We start from the raw sequence: 22,146 nt of genomic DNA on the forward strand, positions 1-22,146 counted from the left end.
CATGCAGCCATGGAGCGTCGCACATACCTTACGAGATCATCTGTCATCCCGCTTCGACGAATGGCCGCCTCTGCGGCAGCGCGCCCTGTTCTACGGGGTAGCGGTTACCGCAGTGCTAGCTCTCGCCATGGTCGCGCCCGAACCGGCACACGCGCAAAATCTGGAATCCTTTGCGCAAAACGTGCGTGGAATCTTGTCCTCGACCTTGCTGCGAACGCTGGCGGTCATTGCGGTTATCGTCACGGGCCTGCTGTGGTTTTTGGGGCGGGCCTCGACGCAAATCCTCGTGACCGTGATTATTGGCATCGCCATCGTCTTTTCCGCCGACGCTATTGTCGGCGCGATCGCGGGCGGATGACCGAAGACGAACCCCTCGAAAAGGATCCGCTGTTCCTTGCGGTAACGCGGCCTGCGTTGTGGGCGGGGATACCGATCGAAGCGGGCGTGCTGCTGCTGATCGCGTCGGCCTGCACGCTGATCGCTTCGGGCAATCCGCTTTATGCCGCGCTGGTTGCGGGCTCGGGATTTGCTGTCGCACGCCTGATCGTACGCCACGACGTCAATGCGTTTCGACTGCTGTTTCTCTGGGGCCGGACCAAGGCCGGTAATCGCAACCGCGCTTTCTGGGGCGGGTCGTCCTACTCGCCGTTGCCACTGGCGGGATTGCGGCGAAAGGGGTTCGCGCGAAATGTTCGCTAGCGGCGTAAAAGACCCCGTGCCGATGAAGATCGCGCTCAAGGAAGAAGGCCCCGGCAAGTTCCTGCCCTATGCCCGGCACGTAAACGATGAAGTGGTGATGCTCGATTCGGGCGACATCATGCTCACGCTGGAACTGCAGGGCAGGGCGTTCGAAACCAGCGATCCGCGCGATCTCAACGACTGGCACACCAAATTGAACGGCATCTGGCGCAATTTGCACGACGAGCGCCTGTCCATCTGGACGCATCTGGTCCGGATGCGGATCGACGATTATCCCGGCGGCACCTTCCGCTCGCATTTCGCGCGCAGTCTCGATGCCAAATATGCCGCGCGGATGCGCGGCACGCGAATGTTTATCAACCGCTTCTACGTGAGTCTGCTGATGAAGCCCTCGATGGGCGGCACCGACAAGGTTGCGCAGCTGATGCGCAAACGCGTCAAGGCAGACGATACGCGTTTCGCAGGTATCGACGCTGAATTTCTAGACCTGCTCGACGACAAGGTTCGCGATCTCGAAAAACTGCTCGCGCGCTGCCTGCCCCGGCGCTGCACGATTTACGAACATCGCGGACTGTATTTTTCCGAGCCGCTGGAAGTCATGAACACGGTCATGACCGGTCGGAATAAGCGCGTGCCGGTGGTTCGCGGGCATCTCGGCGGCGCGCTCTATGCGCACCGGGCCATATTCGGATCGGAAACGATCGAACTGCGCGAAGCCGACCAGTCAGTGTTCGGCGGTATCTTCGGTATTCGCGAATATCCCGCCGTGACCACGCCGCGCCAGTTCGAACCGCTGCTGTCGGTCGATTTCGCGTTCGTCCTCACCCAGTCGTTCACGTTTCTAGGTCGCGCTCAGGCAACCGAGAAATTTCGCCTACGCATGCAGCAGATGATCAATGCCGAAGACAAGGCGGTCAGCCAAGCCGACGATCTGATCGACGCGGCGGACGATCTCCAGTCCAACCGCTTCGTGCTTGGCGACCATCATTTCACGCTCGCGATCTACGCGCATAGCCTGAAACGCCTGCGCGACTATATGGCGGTCGCCCGCGCGGCGCTTGCCGATACCGGCATGGTCGCTGCACGCGAACAGGCAGCGCTGGAAGCGGCTTACTGGTCGCAGCTGGTCGGCAATTTCGTCTGGCGGGCGCGGCCAGCGCCAATCACCTCGCGCAATTTTTCGGCCTTCAGCCCGTTCCATACCTATCCAGCGGGTCAGGCCAGCGGGAACCACTGGGGCGATGCGATCGCGCTGCTCAAGACGAGCGCGCGCAGCCCGTATTTCTTCAACTTTCACAAGGGCGATCTGGGCCATACGATGATCATCGGCCCTTCGGGCGGCGGCAAGACGGTGTTGCTCAATTTCCTGATGGCGCAACTCGAAAAGACCGGCGCGCGGCAAATATTCATCGACAAGGACCGCGGTGCGGAGATTTTCGTGCGTGCTTCGGGCGGCACCTACCTGACGCTTAAAAACGGCGAACCGACCGGCTTCGCGCCGCTGAGAGCGCTGCAGGACACGCCCGAAGACCGCGCGTTTCTCTCGACATTCGTTCGCCAGCTTGTCCAGGCGGATGGTCACCCCTTCACAGTGCAGGAAGAACGCAGCATCGAAGAGGGAATCAAGTCAGTCATAGCATTGGCCCCCGAAGACCGGTCACTCTCGGCCTTGCGGCAATTGCTCGGTATGAAAAGCGCCAGCGGGGTCGGGGCGCGGCTCGAAAAATGGACCGCCGAGGGCGCACTGGGGTGGGTGTTCGACAATGACGCCGACGCCGTGACGATGGACGCACGCTTCATCGGTTTCGACATGACCGACTTTCTCGAAAATGCCGCTATCCGCACGCCGGTCATGCTCTATCTGTTCCGGCGTATCGACAAGCTGCTGACCGGCGAACGCATGGTCATCTGCATCGATGAATTCTGGAAGGCGCTGGACGACCCCGCCTTCATGCGCTTCGCGCAGGACGGGCTAAAAACCTACCGCAAGCGCAATGCGTTTCTGGTATTCGCCACCCAGTCGCCCGCCGATGCGCTCAAGAGCGATATCAGCCATTCGATCCTCGAACAGGTGGCGACCAAGATATTGCTGCCCAACCCGTTCGGGCAGGCCAAGGATTACCGCGACGGCTTCGCGCTTTCGGCCGCCGAATTCGCGCTCGTGCGTGAGGAACTTGCGCCGGAAAGTCATAAATTTCTCGTCAAGCAAGGCCACGACTCGGTCGTGGTCGAACTCGACCTGTCGGGTCTCGACGACGAGCTGGCCGTGTTGTCGGGACGCTCGGAAACTACCGCAATTATGGAGGAAGCGATCACCGAGACCGGTTCCGATCCCTCTTTATGGCTGCCGCAATTCCACGCGCGGCGGCGTCCCAGCTGAAAGGAAAAACCATGGGAAACATCGCCAACCAAAGCAGAAAGGCCGGCATCCTCGGCACGGTCCTGTATCTCTCCTATGCCGCGCCCGCGCTGGCGCAGGGCATCCCGGTGCATGACAACGCCTCGCTCATCCAACAAATCCAGCAGGTCAAGCAGGCCGTCGAGGTCATCGAGCAAGGCAAGCGGCAGATTGCCGAAGCCAAGAAGCTCTATAACGACCTTAACGGCCTTACGGATATTGCGCAGCTGGCGCAGCAGCTCAAGGCCGATGCGTTGCGTCAGCTGGATACCAGCGCGGATGCGCTTGGCAGCCATGCCTCGGGTGATTTCGAAGGGATCGGCGCGGTGCGGGCGCGGGCGGATGAAGCCTATCGCGACATCATCGGATCGCTGGGGCAGGGTGCCAATGACAACGAGCGCCGTTATGACGGAGCGTTCGACTATTCCGCACGGCGGATCGCTACCGATATTGCGGTTGCGGAGAATATCGGCGCGGCGGTGCAATCGCGCCAGACGGGGCTCGAACAGTTACGCGACCGGCTCGCGAGCGCTGACACCGCCAAGGAAGTGCAGGATCTGTCCGCGCGCCTGCAGGCCGAAAGCGCGCTTATGGCCAATGACCGGATGCGTCTGGAAGCGATCGACCGCGCCGCACAGGCGGCGCAAGACGCACGCGCAGCCAAAGCCCGCGCCGCCCGCCAGAAGGGCGCGCGCGAGGAACAGGCCTATTTCAGGGGCGAACGATGAAGCGGCTAACCGGGCTAGCCGTCCTGCTGGCGGGCTGCGCGCCGGAAAGCCCGTTCCCCGAAACTATGGAAGCGCGCACGCGCAGTTATTATTCCGAACATATCGATGAAGCGCGAGAAATGCTGGCAATGTGCGAGCAAGTCGAGGCGAGCGCGGTGCCGGTCTCCGAATATCCGGCCACTTTCTCCAAGAACTGCATCGCCGCGCGGATCGCGGTCGCCCGCACGAAATAGCCGCCGCGATGTTCGATGACCATATTTTCAGTTCGATGTATCAGGTGTTCGTCGATACGCTGAATTCGGTGATTATCGGCAATTATGCGGCGTTCGTCGGCATAATTAGCGGACCGCTGCGGGTCGGCATGGTCATCTACATCATCCTGCTCGGCTACGCGATCATGCGCGGTGCGGTCAGCTTTCCGTTCCGCGAATATGTCTATCGCGGCTGTCTGCTGGCTGCACTCTATTTTGCCGTGACCAGCCTCTATGGCGCGACCGTCGCAAATATGATCGTCACCGGTCTGCCGAACGAGTTTTCTTCCGCGCTGGGCGGTCCGGGCGTGGACGGGGCAGGCGAATTTTTCGACCGGCTTTCGGGGCTGGGGCTGGAGATTGCCAGCAAGATGGCAACCGAACTCGAACTCTATCTCGAAGAGACCGCCGGGACTTTCGGACAGCCGACCGACTGGTCAACCGCCATACTGGGACCGATCTTGATCCTGCTAGTCGTCGCGGCAACCATCGTCGCCTCGGCGGTCGGTTTTGTCATCGTCATTTTCGCGACGTTCGCGCTCGCTCTGCTGGCGGTCGTCGGCCCGCTGTTCATCGCCGCATTGCTGTTCGATTCCACGCGCGGATATTTCTTCGCCTGGCTCGGCTCGGTCATCAACTACATCATGCTGATCGTGTTCGCGCTGCTGCTGACTGTGATTGCCACCAATGCCTCGGCGACCGCGCTGGCGCTGGTCGAAGTCGAGAATGCCAATTTCCTCAAGCCCACGCTGATCGTCGTTGCCTTTTATACGGTGACCGCGATCTTCTATTTCCAAATCCCGGCGATCGCGGCGGGACTGGGCGGTGGGTCGGCGGCCATCGTTACCCAGTTTGGCGCGGCCCTGTCGCGCTCGCTTGGAGCGACCTCGATCGTCGGCGCCTTGCGCAGCGGAAGGGCAGGGGGACGGCTCGCGATTGGTGCGGGCAGCACCGGCGCGGCGGGAGCGCGCGCGGCTGCCCGGCAGATACGCGGACACAATCGGCTCAGCCGCACATGACCCCTAACCGACAGGCACCTGAACGGAGAACGCAATGAAACCCAAATATGGCAGCGCCGCACTCGGTTTCCTGCTAGCTACGACGCTGACCGGCTGCTCGACCCCGCAATTGGCCAAGCTGCCGGTCTGCGACGGCAAGGATCGCCGCACCGCCAATCCTTACGGGGTCACCTTGCCCGGCGTACCTGAGACGGCCAGGCCGCAAGCTAGTCCGCCAAGCGCAGCGGCACGGACAAACATCAACGTGTTCGGCGGGGCTGGCGACGACGACGGCGATAGCCGCGAACCATCGGGCGAAACCGTCCCGGCGCTGCGGCAGCCGGACCTGTCAGCCTATTCTCCAGCCACTTATCGGAGGTGCTAGGAGATCATGGCAGGCGGAATCAGAAACAAGCAGGAACTGGATCAGTATTTCAGCGAGGCGCGTAGCTGGGACTATGAGCGGCTGCTGGTCGCCAACAGGTCTAAACGCATTGCGTGGACAGTGGCCGCCGTCGCGGGCGGACTGGCGATTGCCGGGGTTCTGGCGGTCGCCATGCTCGCGCCGCTAAAGACGGCCACGCCCTATGTAATTACCGTCGACAAGGCGACGGGCGCGGCCGAAATCACCCGCAAACTCAGCGGCGCAGATGACATCACCTATGATGAAGCGGTCGCCAAATATTTTCTCGCCCAATATGTGCGCTACCGCGAAGGCTGGATACCTGCGGCCCGAACCCAGTATTTCACCGCCGTTACCGGCATGTCGGACCGCGTCGAACAGGAGCGCTGGGCAGCGTTTTACCGGCAGGAAAATCCAGGGTCGCCGCAAAACATCTACGACAAGGAAACAACCATATTTGTCGCGATCAAAAGCGTCTCGTTCATCGCGCCGGAAGTAGCCCAGGTGCGCTTCACCAAAACCTTGCGGCGCGGCAGCACCGACGTCGATACCGAAGCGATCGCGACGATCGAATATGACGTGACCGGAAAACCCAGCGCGGAATCCGGCATATTTTCCAACCCGCTCGGATATCAGGTCAAGACCTACCGCGCCGATGTGGAGGTCGAGGAAGGCACATGACGATCAGAGTTTTCATGGCGGCGATGCTCGCCGCAGTCCTGGTGCCGTTCCCGGCGCTGGCGGGTGAGATTCCCGCCCGGACCGCACTCGACGACCGGATCCGCGAAGTCACCTATAGCGACAGCCAGGTTTACGAGGTCACCGGCGTGTTTCGCGCCGCCACGCAGATCGTGTTCGCGCCCGGCGAAACGATCGAACACGTCGCGCTTGGCGATACGGTGAGTTGGGAGGTGGCACCGGCAGACAATTCGCTGTTCATCAAGCCGCGCGAATTCGCCTCCGCGACCAATCTGGTGGTGCTCACGAACTCGCCTTACGGCCCGCGCTCCTACACGTTTCATTTGAAATCGCGCAAAGGATCGATCGCGCAGCGCGGCGGCGATACGTTCTTCAAGGTTCGCTTCCGCTATCCGGCACAGGAACGCGCGGAAGCTGAACGCGCGGCGGCGCAGGTCGCTGCGGCGGAAATTCGCGCGCTGGAAAGTCGGACCATTACCAGCGCGCTGGCCATCGGCGTGGTCGAGGGCGTTCGCAATATTCGTTACAGCGTGCAAGGCGACAGCCGTATCCAGCCCAGCGAAATATCGGACAATGGCCAGTTTACCGCCTTGCGCTTTCCCGCGCAGCGCGAGCTGCCCGCCTTTTTCGCCGTCAGTGCAGATGGCAGCGAAGCGATCGTTCCGTTCGACGTCCGCGGCGAATTCGTGATCGTTCACGGCGTCTACGAGCGCCTCCGGCTGCGCCGCGGTCAGACCGTGCTGTGCGTCTATAACGATGATCCCGTCTATTACGGCCGCGACCCTGAAACCGGCACTGCCTCCACGCTGATCGAGCGCACGACCGTGGATGGCAGCGAAGGAGAACCATGATGGCGGACGATTCCCGCGAGAACGAAATCCGCGATGCCGCGCCCGATCCCGATGAAATCGATCGCAAGCCCGAAAGCGAACGCGAAGGGGCGATGGCCAGCATTCAGCGCGCCGGTGCCGACCCCAAAAAGCTGGTGCTCACTTTGGCCATATTCGCCGCCGCGATTTTCATGTTCTTCGCGTTGATCGACGGCGTGCGCAGCGACGCCGATCTGCCTGAAACGCCGCCTTCGCGGCGCGCCGATAGCCAGATCGATCCCGGCACGATCATTGCGCCGACGCTCGGCGGCGCGGCGGCTGACCCCAACGCGCCGATAGCTTTCGATGGCGAGCAGGTGCCGGGCTTCGCCGAAGCGCCGCCTTCGCCAGGTCCGCCGGTCAGGGACGGACCGCCACCCAAATCCGAGCGGCAGCTTCTGGCAGAGGCATCGCGGCGATCGGGCCTGATCGCCTATGGCGGGCAAAGTGGTCTAGCAGGCGCCATCGGCAACCGGCTGGGCGGCGGCGCTACCAGCGGTCAGCGCAACGACATGCAAGCCGCTAATTCGCGCGAGCCTACCGTGCTCGACAGCGCGCGGCGCGCGTCAGCCATTGGCCGCCAGTCGGCCCGCGCGATCGGCGATCGCAATTATCTCCTCACGGCGGGCACGCATATCCCCTGCGTGTTGCAAACGGCGATGGATTCGAGCGTACCGGGATACGTCAGCTGCATCGTTCCTCGCCATATCTATTCGGACAATGGCCGGGTCATTCTGCTGGAAAAAGGCACCAGAGTGCTGGGCGAATATCAGGGCGGACTCAACCGGGGCCAATACCGGCTGTTCGTCCTGTGGAACCGCGCGCTTACGCCGCGCGGGATCGCCATCGATCTGGCATCGCCTGCCAGTGACGCCTTGGGCCGGGCGGGGCTGAGCGGAGGCGTCGATACGTTTTTCTGGGAGCGGTTCGGCACGGCTTTGCTGTTTAGCCTGGTCGAAGACGCATCGGTCATTGCCAGCGAACGGATCGGCGGTGGCGGGGACAATGTCACCCGCGTGCCATCCGACACAGCCTCGACCATCGTGCAGGATTCGCAGCAAATCCGCCCGGTTCTGCGCAAGAACCAGGGCGAGGATGTCGGCATTTTCGTCGCTCAGGATTTCGATTTCGCCGATGTCTACGGTCTGCGCATCAAATGAGGAATTGACGGCATGCGCGGCAATACCCGCAACACGGCGGTCCTCGATAGCAATATCGCCCGGCTGCGCAAGTATCTCGACGATGACGATGCCACCGAAGTGGTTATCAACCGGCCCGGCGAAGTCGCCGTGGAAGGCAGCAGCGGATGGGTCTGGTATGACGAACCCGGTCTGACCGAAGCCGCTCTCCGGACCATTGCAACCGCTGCGGCCGCCTACACCAATCAGGACGTCGATAGCGAGACGCCGATCTGTTCGACCATCTTCCCGACCGGCGAACGGGTTCAGCTGCTGGTGCCGCCCGCAGTGCCGGACGGGACGGTATCGATTACGATCCGCAAGCCCTCCAGGGTCACCATGACGATGGTGGATTTCGAACGCGGCGGCATGTTCGAAGACACCAAAATCGCCGAGAACGCGATCTCGCCGGAACAAGTGCGGATGCGCGAGTTGCTGCTAGCCGGCGAACATTTGCAATTTTTCAATCTCGCGGTGCGTTCGCGGCAGAATATCCTGATATCGGGCGCGACCGGCTCGGGCAAAACCACCTTGTCCAAGGGCCTGATCCAGCTCATTCCCGAAGAGGAGCGGTTGCTGACGATCGAGGATACGCGCGAACTCACCGTGCCGCACCGCAACGTCGTCCACATGATCTATGCCAAGGACGGACAGGGACTGGCCAAGATAACGGCCAAGCAGTTGCTGGAATCGGCACTGCGAATGCGCCCCGACAGAATTCTATTGCAGGAACTGCGCGACGGAACGGCGTTCTTTTACCTGCGCAACGTCAATTCGGGCCATCCCGGCTCGATCACGACGATCCATGCCGATTCAGCGCAGCTCGCCTTCGAGCAGCTGACCTTGCTGGTGAAGGAGAGCGAGGGTGGCTCGGATCTGTCGCGCGGCGACATCCGGGCGCTCCTGACGCTGCTCGTCGACATCGTGGTGCAAACCAAGAAGATCGGCGGAAAATACCGCGTGACCGAAATATATTTCGATCCGGCGAACGGACTGGCAGCCGGTGCATAGGCCGGGCGGACTGCTGGTCGGCGCGCCGCTCCTGCTGCTGTGCTGGTTCATGCTCGCGGCGATGGCCGCATGGATCATTCTGGGTTTGCCACTCGCCAGCTTCGACCCGCTCAAGATGCCGCAATTCTTCTGGTATTATCGCGGCGATCCGCTGGCCGTGAAAGGGCTGTTGCTGGGGGCAGCGGGTTCGGGAATTCTCGTGGGAGCGATCGTCTATTTCGCGCTCAACCGCGACCCGTCGCTGCACGGCGACGCCCGTTTTGCCAAGGAACGAGAACTGCGCCGCGAAGGCTTGCGCGCGTCGCGCGGCATCGTGCTCGGCCGCAAGGGCCGCAAGTTTCTGATCTTCGCGGGCAGCGAGCATGTCATCGTCGAAGCGCCGACACGTTCGGGCAAGGGCGTAGGGATCGTTATTCCCAATTTGTTGACGTGGGAGGATTCGGTGGTCGTACTCGACGTCAAACGCGAGAATTTCGATGCTTCGGCAGGCTTTCGTGCGGCTCACGGCCAGCAAGTGTTCCTGTTCAACCCGACCGCCAGAGATGGCCGCACCGCGCGCTACAATCCGCTGGGCTACATCGAGCGCGGCAATCCCGACGCCGTAATCGTGGAACTGCAGAAGGTCGCCACGATGCTGTTCACCGTTCCCGACAAGGGCGACAGCTTCTGGATGGAATCGGCCAAGACGGGGTTCGTCGGCGTCGGTGCCCATGTTGCCAATGCTGCCGATTTGCCCTTCACGATCGGAGAGATCTACCGGCAGTTCACCCAGCCCGATATCCAGCGCTATTTTCTCGAGATCGCGCAACACGATAGCAGCCTGTCCGGTCCGGCGCGCCAGGCATTGGCGGATTTCACGTCGGGCGCGGACAAGACCTTTTCGAGCATATTGCAGTCGATCACGTCCAAGATGAGCTTGTGGCTCAATCCGCTGGTTTGCGCAGCGACCGCGCACTCCGATTTCGACCTGCGCGATTTGCGCAGTCGAAAGATTTCAATCTATCTGGGGGTCTCGCCCGACGAGATGGACCGGGTCGCTCCGCTCTACAATTTGTTCTTTCAGCAATTGATCGATCTCAACACCCGCGATCTGCCAAAAGAGGGCGAAAACCACCAGGTCCTGCTCATACTCGATGAATTTGCCCGGCTTGGCCGCGCTTCGGTGATCGCAGGCGGATTTGCCTATGTCGCAGGCTACGGCATTCGCCTGCTGCCGGTGATCCAGTCCCGCTCGCAGCTCAGGGCCGTTTACGGTCATGACGTTGCCGACGAGATCGTCGCCAATTGCGGCGTCGAAGTCGCCTTCACCCCCAAGGAACTAAAAGTTGCCAAGGAACTGTCGGAGCGTTTGGGTTATGTCGGGCAGGACGCGACGACCAAATCCCTGACCATCCACGGAATGCTCGCCAACCGCTCAAAATCCGTGTCGCAGATGCAGCGGGCGCTGCTGCTTCCTCAGGAACTCATGCAATTCCCTCGCGATCAGTTGCTGCTGCTTCGCGGCGGCATCCCGGCGGTGCGCGGAACCAAGATCAAATATTATCGCGAACGCATCTTCAAGTCGCGGGTGCTTCCGGCGCCCGACATAGAGGTCCGAACGGCGGGAAGTCAGACGCCGGACAAGGTCGATCCTCGGTTGAAGGTTGTGATCGATTGCGAGGACGGCGACACCACCGAGGAAGAGCGCACCATCATCCGCGATGAAAACATAGCCACCGACATTCCTTTCCTCGGTATTTCGTTCGCAGATTGCGAGGCGGCGATCGACGGCTTGCCCGCTCAGGCTGCCGAGCTGGAGAACATCCGTTCCGTATCCAGACAGCGGGAAGTTGCCGGTGTGATCGAGGAAGGATTGCTCAATGAACGATGAGCCTGCCATACCTGACTTGCCTGGCTCGCCGAAGCAGGCTGGCCCGAAAACATCAAAGAATGCGCCGAATGCAATGCAGGCGAGCGATACCGGCAATCTAAGAGTTCCCGACGCGCTGACCGGCAAATATCTTCGCCGGGGAGATAAGTTTCACCGTACACCGCGCGACAAGCCCGCCTTTTCGATCAAGGGAGAAACGATAAGAATAGACGACCAGAGCGCGCTCCACGATGCCGTCCGGATCGCCAAAGCCAATGACTGGTCGTCGATCACGGTAAAGGGAAGCAAGGCCTTCCGGCAGAAAGCCTATATGGTCGCTGCGAAGCAGGGCATGGCCGTCAAAGGCTACCTCCCCACCAGCCTCGAAAAGCTCGACGCCGAACGCGCCGCGAGCAAGGCGGCGGCGCACCAGGACCAGATACAAGCGAAAGTGTCATCCGGCACGAAACCGAAAGCTCCTGCGGAAAAAGCTCGCAACGCAGCATTAGCCGAAAGATTTCTCGCGCAATCGCACGACAGGAATCGCACCGACCCGGAATTGCGCAATGCGCAGTCGCTTGTCGCCGCATCCGTTATCGTAGCTCGCGACCGCTATCCGGACCGCCCCATACGCCGACAGAAATTCGTCGATGAAACAAAAATACAGCTCGCCGGGGCGATCGCAGCCGGCAAAAAGCTCGAGGGTCTGCAACCCCAGGCCGCTCAGCGCGAAACCATACAGGAACGTATCCGGCAGACACCGTTTACCAAGGATAAATCCAAGGTGCGCGAGCGATAGGTTCACTATAGCGCACAGTTTCACCGAACGGTGAATGGTGAATGGCGAGCTTCACCAGCAGGGCCTGGAATCTGAGCCGGGCAGGAACGTCAGCACCCCGCGATAGAGCATTTTGATCTCGTCTTCGGCAATGATGTGCTCAGGCTTGTATCCGAGAATATCTTCGCGAAGCTCTGCATCGGGTGTCGCGATTTAGAGCCGCTGCGTCGCCTTTACGCGCGGTACGTATTGAAGTGAAATGAGGCCGCGCAAGGTCCGCTTCCGGCTGGTTGAATTGACCACCCAATAGTGGACATACGCATTGCCTACTTCTGATGTCAGCTTCGCGCCCAAAGACAGTCATTCGTTGATTGGGTGGCCAATGCCGAGAGCGGTCGTTCGATAAGGTCCACCGGTGGTGCTCCCACTTGCGCTCAAGGTTGGCCCGTCGCCCAGATCTCGACACGCACGGTCAATTTGACAAGTGCTGGGCTCGACTAGGCGATTGCGGCCCGCTCGATATAACTGTATGGTTCAGGTTCAGCCATTCAGGTGTAGAGCAAGGCGACGCTTACTCTTAGTCTAATGACAGAGCAACCAGCGCAATAAACCGCGGATGGTCCGGCGCGAGAATTACGCGCTATACACGACAGAGAGCCTGATTTTCGCTTTTCTTTTCTGTCTTGGCAAAACAACTACGCACTCAGAGGAGTGACTATGCAAGAGCAGAATTATCTAATCGAACTTACCACACGGGTTGTCGAAGCCTACGTCGAAGGGAATCAGGTGGATCATGAGGCAATTCCCGCGTTGATTCGGGAAACCTATACCGCACTGGCCGGGCTGGGGAAGGACGCCAAGCCTGCGGAAGAGGCCAAACCAGAGCGCGCGGTCACAGCGCGCAAGAGCCTCGCAAATCCGGACCAAATTCTCTCGATGATCGACGGAAAGCCCTACAAGACGCTTAAGCGGCACATTAGCAATCATGGTTTTACACCGGAAAGCTATCGCGAGACGTTCGGGCTCTCCGCCAATTATCCGATGGTCGCGCCCTCCTACAGCGCCCGCCGCTCGGAGATGGCTAAACGGATCGGTTTGGGCAACACGAAGGGACAGAAAAGCAAGCGGGCGACAAAAGCCGAAGCCACGGCCTAATACCAACCTGCATTGATCACGACCCACGCGCCCATTTGCGACGGCCGATGGTCATGATGTGCCATGGCTGATCGACAAGCTTGTTCCAGGCCTCGCAGCAGTGGTCGACGATGTTGTCGTGGGATGTGAAGACGCGGTTCGAGAGCCAGTTGTCGCGCATGAACTGCCAGATGTTCTCGACCGGGTTGAGCTCTGGGCATTTGGCCGGCAACGCGATGATACTGATGTTCTCGGGCACGACGAGTTTGCTGGTCATGTGCCATCCTGCTTGGTCCATCAGCACAACCGCGTGAGCGCCGCGCGCGACGGCGATCGATATCTCGGCAAGATGCAACGTCATGGTTTCGGTATTGCAGAAGGGCAGGATCAGCCCAGCGGCCTTTCCCTGTTCCGGACAGATTGCACCGAAGATATAGGCCGACCTGGTCCGCTGGTCCTTCGGTGCCGACGGCCGCGTCCCTCGCCTGGCCCAGCGCCGCGTGATCTTGGTTTTCTGGCCGACGCGAGCCTCGTCCTGGAACCAGATTTCTATGGGCGTGCTCTTCGGAAGTGTGGCTTTGACCTTTGCCAGCTTGGCTGCAAAGCCCCCTTTTTAAAGGCCTCCAAGACCTGTGCGTTCTGGGCATGATGACGAGGCCGCGCGGTAAGCTTGACGTAGCCCAGTCTCCTCAGTTCGCGTCCCACGGTTGTTACGTCGAGCGAGACCGCAAACTCCTCATGGAGCCACTGGACCAGGTCGATCAGCCGCCAGCGAACAACGCCGTGGACGGCCGGGATCGGACCTTGCTCGACGATTTCCATAAGCGCCCGGCGTTGGGCATCGTTGAGGATGGAGGACTTGCCGGGAGCCTTGCCGTCAAGCAGGCCATCAGGGCCACGGGCATTGAACCGGATGACCCAGTCGCGCACGATCTGAAGGGTCACACCCCCGGTCTTGGCTGCCTCGCTTCGACTGCCGCCGTCGTAAATCTGAGCCAACGCCAACAACCGCCGCGCCTGGTTCGCGCTCTTCGACAATCGCGCCAGTCGCCGCAATGCCGATCCGTCAAAATCATCCCGCAAGCCTATCGCTGAGCCCATGGTCACGCCCTCCAACACCGGGCGCCATAGATTCAGACTTTTCGCCTCTTGGGAATCCCCCGCGTGAGTCAAACTCACAGCCGATTGGTATAATTCGTTGCCCCAGATTGAAGGGCGCGGTCGAGAATCCCCGCGCCTTTCCTTATGCCTGCTCTGGAATTGAACGCGGGCAGACTTTGCATTGGTGGAGTAATTATCTCTACCAATTAAAGAAGCAAACTTCGGATTGAGACGATTCGAGCGAAGGCGGCTTAGCGCCCTCATTAAAGACGTCCGGCAGGTTGGAGAAGGCACCCGGAAGCTGCCGTTCATTTGCTGTGTAGATAGATCTCGATCGAGCTGGGCTCAGAGTAAGGAAAGGTAATGAAGGGTCGCCTCCGATACAGCATACTTTGGGGTAAGATCGTCGGTGTTCAAGCCTAGCCCCGCCTGTCACCAACCCCCTATCTGCTCATAGGTAACCCTCGATTGTCGTTCCGCAACCGTCTGAGGCGGGGTCTCGTCATTCGTGGAGGAGGGAAATTAGGGGATCACGCCAGCTGAGCGAATCTGCGGCAAAAACGACAATTCGATCTACTATTGGTCGCACACTCCGCTCAACACAGCTTTTCCGTTGGACGTACCTGTTGCCTGCTGTAATCGCGAATGCGGGGGGCCGTCGCAAATGACTAGCAACAATAAGGACCAGCAGACCAGGTCAGACCACCGCGCGGCAACGGCGGTTACTCCGCAGACGACTAGCGGTTTCGCGGAAAATCAAATTGATAACGACGAGTTCCGCCTGCTTGCTGAGAATCTGCCTTCTCCGTGCTGGATGGCGAAGGCCGACGGCTACATCTTTTGGTACAACAAGCGCTGGCATGACTACTGTGGAACCACGCCGCAGGAGATGGAAGGCTGGGGGTGGCAGTCGGTTCACGAGCCGGAGATGCTGCCGAGCGTTCTGGAGCGCTGGAAGGCCGCAATCGCGATGGGTCAGCGCTTTGAGATGGAGTTCCCGCTGAAAGGCGCGGATGGCGTGTTCCGGCCCTTCCTCACCCAAATTGAACCGCTGCGTGGCAGGGATGGGCAAGTGGTCCGTTGGTTCGGCACCAACATTGAGGTCACCGCGCAACGTGCGGTGGAAGAAGCGCTTCAAAATACCAACGACGAGCTGAAGACTCTTGCGGCCGAGCGCGATGCAACGCTGCGCCAATTGCAGGAAGGTGTCATCGTAACCGATGAGACGGGCCGGATCACCTTTGTGAACGCAGCGGCAGAACGAATTCACGGGGTAATCAAGCTCGATGTCGAGCCTAAGGATTACGTGCAGGCCTATGGACTGTTCACCATGGAGGGTGAGCCATACCCCCTCGACCTGCTCCCGATTTATCGCGCGCTAAACAACCGCGAAACGGTTTCTGGGGCACGCTGGAAAATCCGTCGCCCCGACGGCAGCGAGGTGCACGCTCTAGGCGATGCCAGTCCCGTATATGCAGACGATGGAGCGCTCATTGGCGCAGTGCTGACCATCCATGACGACACTGAGCGGCACGCGGCCGAGCAGCAACTGGCCGAAGGCGTGCGCACCCAGGAACTGCTGATCGCCGAACTCAATCACCGGGTGAAGAATGCCTTCGCAGTGGTGAAATCGATTGTTAGCCAGTCACTGAAGCGCCACGAAGTGCCCGTCGAGGTTCAGACGAAGATCGACGAGCGGCTTCAAGCCTATGCCAATGCGCATTCGCGGCTAATGGCCGGCCAATGGGACCAAGCTTCGCTTCACGAACTTGCCGACGAGATTCTGGGCCATCATGCGCACGAAGGCCGCGTCAGGATCGATGGACCGCCAGTCATGTTGCCGGCGCGCCAGGCCATTGCCATCTCGATGGCCTTCTATGAATTGATGACCAACGCGTTCAAGCATGGTGCGCTGGCTGCTCCCAAAGGTCGAGTCGATCTCACCTGGGCCATTGGTGAAACGAACGGGCCCCGAATAAATGTTGAGTGGCGCGAACTTCATGGCCCCCCGGTTTCTGCTCCGAATTCCAAAGGGTTCGGGACATTTATCATCGACCGTGCGTTGGCAGCAGAGATGAGCGGAAAAGTATCAATGAAATATGACCCAGAGGGTTACAGGTGGGCGCTCGATGCGCCGCTTCCTCAAAACGAAAGCACCGGAAGCGCGGCATGAGCTTGCCCGTCCGCCGTGTACTCATTGTCGAGGACGAGGTCATTCTGGCTCTTGACTTCAGCGATGCGGTCGCTGAGCTTGGCTACCATATTATCGGTCCCGCTCTTTCGCTCGACGAGGGAATGCGGCTGGCCCGCAGTGAATCGATTGACTGCGCACTCCTCGACGTCAATCTCGGTCACGGCCAAACCTCGCAGCCGATCGCCGAAGCCCTTCGGCAACAAGGCGTACGTCTCGCCTTTCTCACAGCCTACGACCGCGAGCAGATCGCGTTTGCCAACGAAGACGAGACGGTGATGCGAAAGCCGCCGGGCTTGGCTGTGCTGCATCACGTTATTGATTTCCTGTGCAAGTGAAATAGACGACAGCTTAGCCTCCCCTACACCCTTTGTTCAAGCAAGCTCAGATCAGCGCATTTACCGTTCGAATCAGGTGAAGGGAATGAGGACCACTTTACGATTGGATAGGTGCCTTGGAAGGCCACTTAACCAGCCGAGGCGCGCTCAGCGGCGAGGCCGCGCAGGCGCGATAACTGTCCGCTTTATCTTTCCGCTATGATTTTTCGCCGCCGTAAAGCCGACCGACGGCTACCGGCCCAGAGCCGCCGTTGAAATTTGAAATCTTGAATGACCGCTTTCCACCGTATTGTGTTGAAAAAGTCGGTGCCAGGCCTCGCTCCACTGAGTTTAAGCAACAATGATTCAAATGAGCTGTCATGCGCGATTTATTATTACCTGTTTTGTCATGTAAGTGTTCGATTATGACCCGCCAGAATGGCCTTCAGAGTTTTTCAACACAATACACCGAATTGCAGACGGCGCATTACTCTGTAGCACTTGGGTACACCCTAGCGAACCAAGCAAACGAAACGCTATTAGCGTTGCAATAGGGTTGCTTTCCGCAAAATGAGACGTTAGCAGGAGTGGGTCTAGACCCTATTGCAACGCAAAGCCACAAACCATGCCTGCTTATGGATACGCCCGTGTTTCTACGGCCGATCAGGATTTGAGCTTACAACAAGATGCGTTGACCGTCGCAGGCTGCGTGACGATCCGGGCCGAGAAAGTTTCCGGAACATCCACGAAGGGCCGTGATGAACTGCGCACAATCCTCGACTTCATTCAAGATGGTGACGAACTGGTAGTTACCAGGATCGATCGGCTCGCGCGATCGATCGGCGACCTTCAGGACGTGGTGCGTGAGCTGAAGGCGAAGGGCGCATCGCTGCGTGCAACCGAGCAGCCCATCGATACGTCGACGGCCGCAGGAAAAGCCTTTCTCGACATGCTGGGCGTGTTTGCCGAGTTCGAAACCAATCTGCGGCGGGAGCGGCAGATGGAAGGAATTGCGAAAGCAAAAGCAAATGGGGTTTATCGCGGGCGTAAGCCAAGCGTGGACCGCAAAGATGTCAGAAGAATGCAGGATGAAGGCTTGAAGCCAACCGAGATCGCAAAGCAGCTAAAAGTGAGCCGGTCGACTGTCTGGCGAGCGTTGCGTAACGCTGCTTCTGCAAGATGATCCGAAAGATCGCTGTCGATGATGGACGTGCAAATGGGACCTCCTAACCATCATATCGCGGCCAGTTCAGTTATGCGAAAAAGCGTTGGCAAGGATTGGCAAACTCTGCCATACTCGGCGTAAATTACTGGAGGCAATCAAATGGCGACGATGAATGTTTCATTACCTGATCCGATGAAAAAATGGGTCGAGAATCAGACTGATTTAGGCACTTACAGCAATGTGAGCGATTATGTTCGCGATCTTATCCGGCGTGACCAGAAACGATCCGCCAAAATAGCTGCGTTCCAAAAACTCGTTGACGATGGTCGCTCCAGTGGCGTCAGCACGCGATCAATGGACGATATCTGGGACGAAGCGCTAGCTGCGGCTAATGGATAGGCGTGTCTTCTTACAAGATATCACAGCGCGCGGATGAAGATATTCTTTCGATCGCGCGCTATACAATCGCCACGTTTGGCGCCCAACAGGCCGAGATTTATCACGCGGGCCTGCACAAGACATTCGACTTTTTGGCAAGCAATCCCGCAGCCGCCCGCGAAAGAACGGAGATTGATCCTCCGGTCCGCGCGCATCGTTATCAGTCGCATTTGGTCGTCTATGAAATCGCTGAAAATGGTGACGTTTTGATATTGCGCGTTCCGCATGCGAAAACCGACTGGCTCAATGACTAGCACTACTTTGGCAGATTCTTGGGCGGCGGGTCAGAGATGCTGTATCCGCAATGTGGGCAAGTCTGATCTGGAGGTTTGGCGAAGCATTCAATGATGGCCTGCCTAATCGCTGGCAAAGTCGGCTGTGGCGGTGGTCCGGCGATTCTTTTTTTTCCCTTGGGCCTGCTTGAGGCGCTGTGTTTGCAGGAAGGCCAAGGCGATCATCGACATCAGCGCATGTCGGTGAAGCCCCTTCCATGATCGGCCTTCGAAGTGATCAAGGCCGAGCTCTTCTTTTAATTGCTGATGCCCCTGTTCGCAGACCCAGCGGGCCTTGATCGCCCCGGCAAGCTGCCTGATCGGCGTATCGGCAGGGAGATTGGAAAGGTAGTATTTGCGTTCGCCGGTCGAGCGATATTCACCAACAAGCCACACTTCCTCGCCGGGCAGATGTTGCGCGCCCATATCCCGAATGCGTTGAGGCGGGCCATCGGCGACACGCACGCGAACAGCGGCGAAGCTGGCCGAGAGTGGCCCCTTGGTCCCACGGCGCCAGCTGACCTTGCGCCACTTTGCCGTCTCCAGCATCGCCTTCGCCGATACTGATTTGACATCAGGGATGTGCCGCTTGCGGGGACGACCACGCCCGGTGACAGGAAAGATCATCGCCACGTCGGCGGGATAGATTTTCTGCTTGTAAGGGATGCCGACGGCCCAGGTGAGGCCGCGTCCACTCAGACCCTGCCGGAACGAGGCGCTCATCCCATAGCCAGCGTCCGCCAACACGCAGCCGAAGCGTGCACCGGCACTGCGGACGCGGTCGATCTCGGCTAGCGCGATCTCGGGCTTGGTCCGGTAGTCCCAGCAATCCAGCGGCACACCGGCATCATCAAGCCGGGTTGGATCGCTGGTCCAGATCCCGGGCAGAAACAGCCGCAAACCGACCATGACCGGCACTTCGCGAGATGCAAGCGTCAACGATACGAGCGTCTGGCAGTTGGCGTTCTTGCCCAGCGTTGACGCGTATTGAGGGGCAACGCCCACCGAATGGGTCCCCTTCTTCGGCAAGGAAGTGTCATCGATGATCAGCCAGGCATCGTTCCCGCCCACTATACGGTCTGCTTCGGTAAGAAGCACCGTCTCAAGCGGCGCAGCATCCCAGGCACCGCTCGCTACGAAATGGTGAAGCTGGTCGTAACTTGCTTCCCCGGTGCGGGCCGCCATGGGCTGGATGCTCTTGCGATCACCCGGACCCATCAATCCAGCGATATACGCTGGACACATCCGGCTGCGCGTCTTGTGCCGCAAAGCCGCCAGAAACGGTGCAAGCCACGTATCAAGTTCGCTCCGCCAATCCCAATCCATCACCAGCCTCCACTAAAGCTGGCTCCCTATGAATCACCAAAATCAACGAATGGGAATCTCCAAAATTAAAAAATCTACCAAAGTAGTGCTAGGACCTGTTGACAAATTCACGCATCCACAGGCGGATTGAGACGGTGTGGATGAAGCCGAGATAGTTGTCGGCGGTTTTATCGTATCGGGTGGCCAGCCATCGTGCGTTCTTGAGCTTGTTAAAGCATCGTTCGATCATATTGCGCAGGGCGTAGATGTCGGAATCGACCGGCAGTTGGATGAGCCGGTTGCGCTTGGTCGGGATCATCGCAGTGCCGCCGCGCCTCTCCATATCTTGGCGAATGAAATCAGCATCATAACCCTTACGCTCCTGTCATGCGGCCGCACTGGCCGCCGTAAGACAGAAAATCCACTTATCCTGCTGTGCAGTTTTGCCGAACCACCTCTTAACATAACATTTGCGGCCTTATTCGGCTCGCTTATGCTGCATGCTATATCTTTCGCGTCTCCAGCAACTAAATGCGAGACACCGGGCGGTATGACCGCGATGTCAACGTGGTTGACCAAGATAGCGATCCGATCATCGGCTCCATTGTAATCGCGATCGTTCAGGTCGGCTTTGTGACTCGCCAGATGTAGTTTAAGCACTGTGGCCCCAAAATCGAGGCATCGAATAGCGCGCTCCGGAGTGATCCCGTATCTTCGATGAAGACATCGAACTGTGGGGCGTTTTTGCGTGCGGCCGTTCGAAATCTGGTTGGCTAGAAATTGGGAAATCCTAGACGTCACAACTTTCTAAGTTTTAGCCAGAGCGGGTATTCGATCTGCCGTTGTGAATGCTTGCTCGGGCGAACCCGGCCCTGTCAGCGAGTTGGACGAGGCGGCGCTTTAGCCGGATATTCTTAACTTCGTCAATTATCAACAGCCAGTCTGTAATTCTATCCAAGCATCCGTATAGTCCGGTATTAAAGAACGGAGTTCTTGTTCACGCCCAAAATCCAATTTATTAGGTATGACATATTTACCCTTTTTGAAAACACGTTCTAGGGGATTTCCGGTACTTTCGGGTCGTTTGACCATCACCACGACAGCGGGATTGAACAGCCACATTGCGAGTAGGAAAAACGGATCTTCCGCAAACCTGCCGAGCACGATTATCCGCTGTGCGCCACCAATTTGTCGCAGAGAAGCAAGCGTCGACAATACGAGATGGCAGATCGCTGCAGCTCTAGCTTCCCGATCGGTAGGCTCCATTAAGGACGCTGATATTATATCGTTTACGACAACAGAGCCCCTATCATGTCCGGCTGATGCAAAAAGAACCTTGTTTTCGAGCGCCGAACTCAGATCATCAATTCCGAGGTGCGCCCCGTTCGAAATGGCGTCTTCGACCATTCGCCCGCCCATAAAACGAGCTGCTATCAGTTCACTTCCATCCACACCCATGGTTCGTGCAGCATGTTCGCTTCGTTTAAACGGGGTTACATTGCAGCAGTTCTTCGTCAGTACAAACCATGTTCCGGTCGTCAGCGCGACGGTATTTTGTTCCGCCGCTCCAAGATGAGGGGCTACCTCGATGCTGCTGTCGTGCCCGCCGGCCAGAATTGCCACATCTTCGCTGAGTCCGATAAATCGCGCCAAGTCCGGTTTGATGCGCCCTATCGCACTGCTAGCCTTAGCAAGTGCAGGGAAAAGCGCCAGCCATCCACGCTCTTCGACCAGAGCCGAGAAGCGACTAGCTCCGGGGTTCCAGAGATCGGTATGACACCCGAGCGCACTTACTTCGCTGCACATTTTACCTGACAATCGGAATGAGAAATATTGCGCGATGGGGATAATAGCGTCGATTTGCATGAATTTGCTAAAGTGCGTTTCCTGCAAATAGAACAATTGTTTCGCAGCATTGAGCATTCCCGGCAACTCGGGGCTGCCGGTTTCCAAAAATTGTGGCCGAATGATTGAATAAGCTTCTTCGATCGCTGGTGGAGGAACAAACTCATAATCCATCACCGGGAAAAAAAGTTCTTCAGCCTTCAGTGTTGCGAATGCAGCGCCGTGAGCAACAGGCAGAACCGCCGCAATGCTGCCCTTGTCTTGAAGCTGTGCAGCGGTTTCGACAAACCATTCGAATATCCGTGCGACGTCGATCGCAGGGTAGGAAAGGCTCGCACATGTAGGACTGGAGATCTGTGCAACTAGCTCATCCTCACCGCCGTTTATCATGCGAACAAGCTTGGTGTGTGTCTTGCCGATATCGAGCTTCAGCAAATCACCTGCACAAGCATATTGATCATTTTCGCTCATAACCATACAACAACGATCAAAATCAGTTTTGTCAATCCGAAGGGAC

At 58.7% G+C, this 22,146-nt stretch carries 22 protein-coding genes and 1 pseudogene; 19 read left to right on the forward strand and 4 right to left on the reverse strand.

Annotation, left to right across the window (positions count from 1 at the left end):
• The first annotated feature begins 1 nt into the window (after position 1).
• The 14 genes from A9995_RS17420 (at position 2) to A9995_RS14160 (ending at position 13,016) form a co-directional block, all read left to right on the forward strand.
• Positions 2-358, forward strand: coding sequence for a TrbC/VirB2 family protein (locus A9995_RS17420; protein WP_067614144.1), 357 nt, complete (start codon positions 2-4; stop codon positions 356-358).
• Entirely contained in the window at positions 355-699 is a 345-nt protein-coding gene (locus A9995_RS14105) for a type IV secretion system protein VirB3 (RefSeq protein ID WP_067614146.1), read from the forward strand. The genes A9995_RS17420 and A9995_RS14105 overlap by 4 nt, the downstream gene beginning before the upstream one ends.
• The gene (locus A9995_RS14110) at positions 689-3,079 is read left to right on the forward strand and encodes a VirB4 family type IV secretion/conjugal transfer ATPase (RefSeq protein ID WP_067614148.1); all 2,391 of its coding nucleotides are present in this window, start codon (positions 689-691) and stop codon (positions 3,077-3,079) included. The genes A9995_RS14105 and A9995_RS14110 overlap by 11 nt, the downstream gene beginning before the upstream one ends.
• A gap of 11 nt (positions 3,080-3,090) precedes the next feature.
• Complete coding sequence (locus A9995_RS14115) at positions 3,091-3,825, forward strand: type IV secretion system protein (protein ID WP_067614150.1); 735 nt, start codon at positions 3,091-3,093, stop codon at positions 3,823-3,825.
• Entirely contained in the window at positions 3,822-4,058 is a 237-nt protein-coding gene (locus A9995_RS14120) for a hypothetical protein (RefSeq protein ID WP_067614152.1), read from the forward strand. The genes A9995_RS14115 and A9995_RS14120 overlap by 4 nt, the downstream gene beginning before the upstream one ends.
• Before the next feature lie 8 nt (positions 4,059-4,066).
• A complete protein-coding gene (locus A9995_RS14125; protein ID WP_067614154.1) occupies positions 4,067-5,095 on the forward strand; it encodes a type IV secretion system protein in 1,029 nt (342 codons plus the stop codon).
• 34 nt (positions 5,096-5,129) lie between these two features.
• The gene (locus tag A9995_RS16800; protein WP_145916972.1) at positions 5,130-5,459 is read left to right on the forward strand and encodes a hypothetical protein; all 330 of its coding nucleotides are present in this window, start codon (positions 5,130-5,132) and stop codon (positions 5,457-5,459) included.
• A 6-nt stretch (positions 5,460-5,465) separates the two neighbouring features.
• On the forward strand, positions 5,466-6,158 hold the full coding sequence (locus tag A9995_RS14130; RefSeq protein ID WP_067614156.1) for a virB8 family protein: 693 nt from the start codon (positions 5,466-5,468) through the stop codon (positions 6,156-6,158).
• Entirely contained in the window at positions 6,155-7,027 is an 873-nt protein-coding gene (virB9, locus tag A9995_RS14135; RefSeq protein WP_067614159.1) for a P-type conjugative transfer protein VirB9, read from the forward strand. The genes A9995_RS14130 and virB9 overlap by 4 nt, the downstream gene beginning before the upstream one ends.
• Positions 7,027-8,205, forward strand: a complete 1,179-nt coding sequence (virB10, locus tag A9995_RS14140) for a type IV secretion system protein VirB10 (RefSeq protein ID WP_067614210.1) — start codon at positions 7,027-7,029, stop codon at positions 8,203-8,205. Before virB9 ends, virB10 begins: the two co-directional genes overlap by 1 nt.
• A gap of 12 nt (positions 8,206-8,217) precedes the next feature.
• Complete coding sequence (gene virB11 / locus A9995_RS14145; RefSeq protein ID WP_067614161.1) at positions 8,218-9,234, forward strand: P-type DNA transfer ATPase VirB11; 1,017 nt, start codon at positions 8,218-8,220, stop codon at positions 9,232-9,234.
• Positions 9,227-11,104 (forward strand): type IV secretory system conjugative DNA transfer family protein, encoded by a 1,878-nt coding sequence (locus A9995_RS14150; protein ID WP_067614163.1) that lies wholly within the window; start codon positions 9,227-9,229, stop codon positions 11,102-11,104. The genes virB11 and A9995_RS14150 overlap by 8 nt, the downstream gene beginning before the upstream one ends.
• On the forward strand, positions 11,094-11,882 hold the full coding sequence (locus A9995_RS14155) for an LPD7 domain-containing protein (protein ID WP_145916973.1): 789 nt from the start codon (positions 11,094-11,096) through the stop codon (positions 11,880-11,882). The genes A9995_RS14150 and A9995_RS14155 overlap by 11 nt, the downstream gene beginning before the upstream one ends.
• A gap of 696 nt (positions 11,883-12,578) precedes the next feature.
• Entirely contained in the window at positions 12,579-13,016 is a 438-nt protein-coding gene (locus A9995_RS14160) for a MucR family transcriptional regulator (RefSeq protein WP_067614167.1), read from the forward strand.
• Positions 13,017-13,032: 16 nt separating this feature from the next.
• On the opposite strand, the gene A9995_RS16175 is transcribed toward A9995_RS14160, so the two are convergent.
• A protein-coding gene (locus tag A9995_RS16175) for an IS630 family transposase (RefSeq protein WP_145916979.1) occupies positions 13,033-14,096 on the reverse strand; the annotation gives its coding sequence in 2 pieces (ribosomal slippage) (positions 13,033-13,602 and positions 13,605-14,096; 1,062 coding nt in all).
• Positions 14,097-14,760: 664 nt separating this feature from the next.
• Between A9995_RS16175 and A9995_RS14175 the strand changes: the two genes are divergently transcribed.
• The 5 genes from A9995_RS14175 (at position 14,761) to A9995_RS14190 (ending at position 18,461) form a co-directional block, all read left to right on the forward strand.
• The gene (locus A9995_RS14175; RefSeq protein ID WP_082992750.1) at positions 14,761-16,269 is read left to right on the forward strand and encodes a PAS domain S-box protein; all 1,509 of its coding nucleotides are present in this window, start codon (positions 14,761-14,763) and stop codon (positions 16,267-16,269) included.
• Entirely contained in the window at positions 16,266-16,625 is a 360-nt protein-coding gene (locus A9995_RS14180) for a response regulator (RefSeq protein ID WP_067614171.1), read from the forward strand. The genes A9995_RS14175 and A9995_RS14180 overlap by 4 nt, the downstream gene beginning before the upstream one ends.
• A 604-nt stretch (positions 16,626-17,229) precedes the next feature.
• Positions 17,230-17,787 (forward strand): recombinase family protein, encoded by a 558-nt coding sequence (locus tag A9995_RS14185; RefSeq protein WP_067614173.1) that lies wholly within the window; start codon positions 17,230-17,232, stop codon positions 17,785-17,787.
• A gap of 141 nt (positions 17,788-17,928) precedes the next feature.
• The gene (locus tag A9995_RS16180; RefSeq protein ID WP_082992751.1) at positions 17,929-18,168 is read left to right on the forward strand and encodes a type II toxin-antitoxin system ParD family antitoxin; all 240 of its coding nucleotides are present in this window, start codon (positions 17,929-17,931) and stop codon (positions 18,166-18,168) included.
• A gap of 2 nt (positions 18,169-18,170) precedes the next feature.
• Positions 18,171-18,461, forward strand: a complete 291-nt coding sequence (locus tag A9995_RS14190; RefSeq protein ID WP_067614175.1) for a type II toxin-antitoxin system RelE/ParE family toxin — start codon at positions 18,171-18,173, stop codon at positions 18,459-18,461.
• Between the two features lie 102 nt (positions 18,462-18,563).
• Here the strand turns inward: A9995_RS14190 and A9995_RS14195 are convergent, their stop codons facing one another.
• The 3 genes and pseudogenes from A9995_RS14195 to A9995_RS14205 all read right to left on the reverse strand — a co-directional run bounded on the left by A9995_RS14195 (position 18,564) and on the right by A9995_RS14205 (position 22,100).
• The gene (locus A9995_RS14195) at positions 18,564-19,805 is read right to left on the reverse strand and encodes an IS701 family transposase (protein ID WP_067614177.1); all 1,242 of its coding nucleotides are present in this window, start codon (positions 19,803-19,805) and stop codon (positions 18,564-18,566) included.
• Between the two features lie 88 nt (positions 19,806-19,893).
• A pseudogene (locus tag A9995_RS14200) lies at positions 19,894-20,160 on the reverse strand (transposase); the annotation flags it as partial.
• Between the two features lie 554 nt (positions 20,161-20,714).
• On the reverse strand, positions 20,715-22,100 hold the full coding sequence (locus A9995_RS14205; RefSeq protein ID WP_168157408.1) for an FGGY-family carbohydrate kinase: 1,386 nt from the start codon (positions 22,098-22,100) through the stop codon (positions 20,715-20,717).
• Positions 22,101-22,146: the final 46 nt, after the last annotated feature.

Origin of the sequence: Erythrobacter sp. QSSC1-22B, from assembly GCF_001678665.1 — a bacterium.
Lineage (GTDB): Bacteria > Pseudomonadota > Alphaproteobacteria > Sphingomonadales > Sphingomonadaceae > Qipengyuania.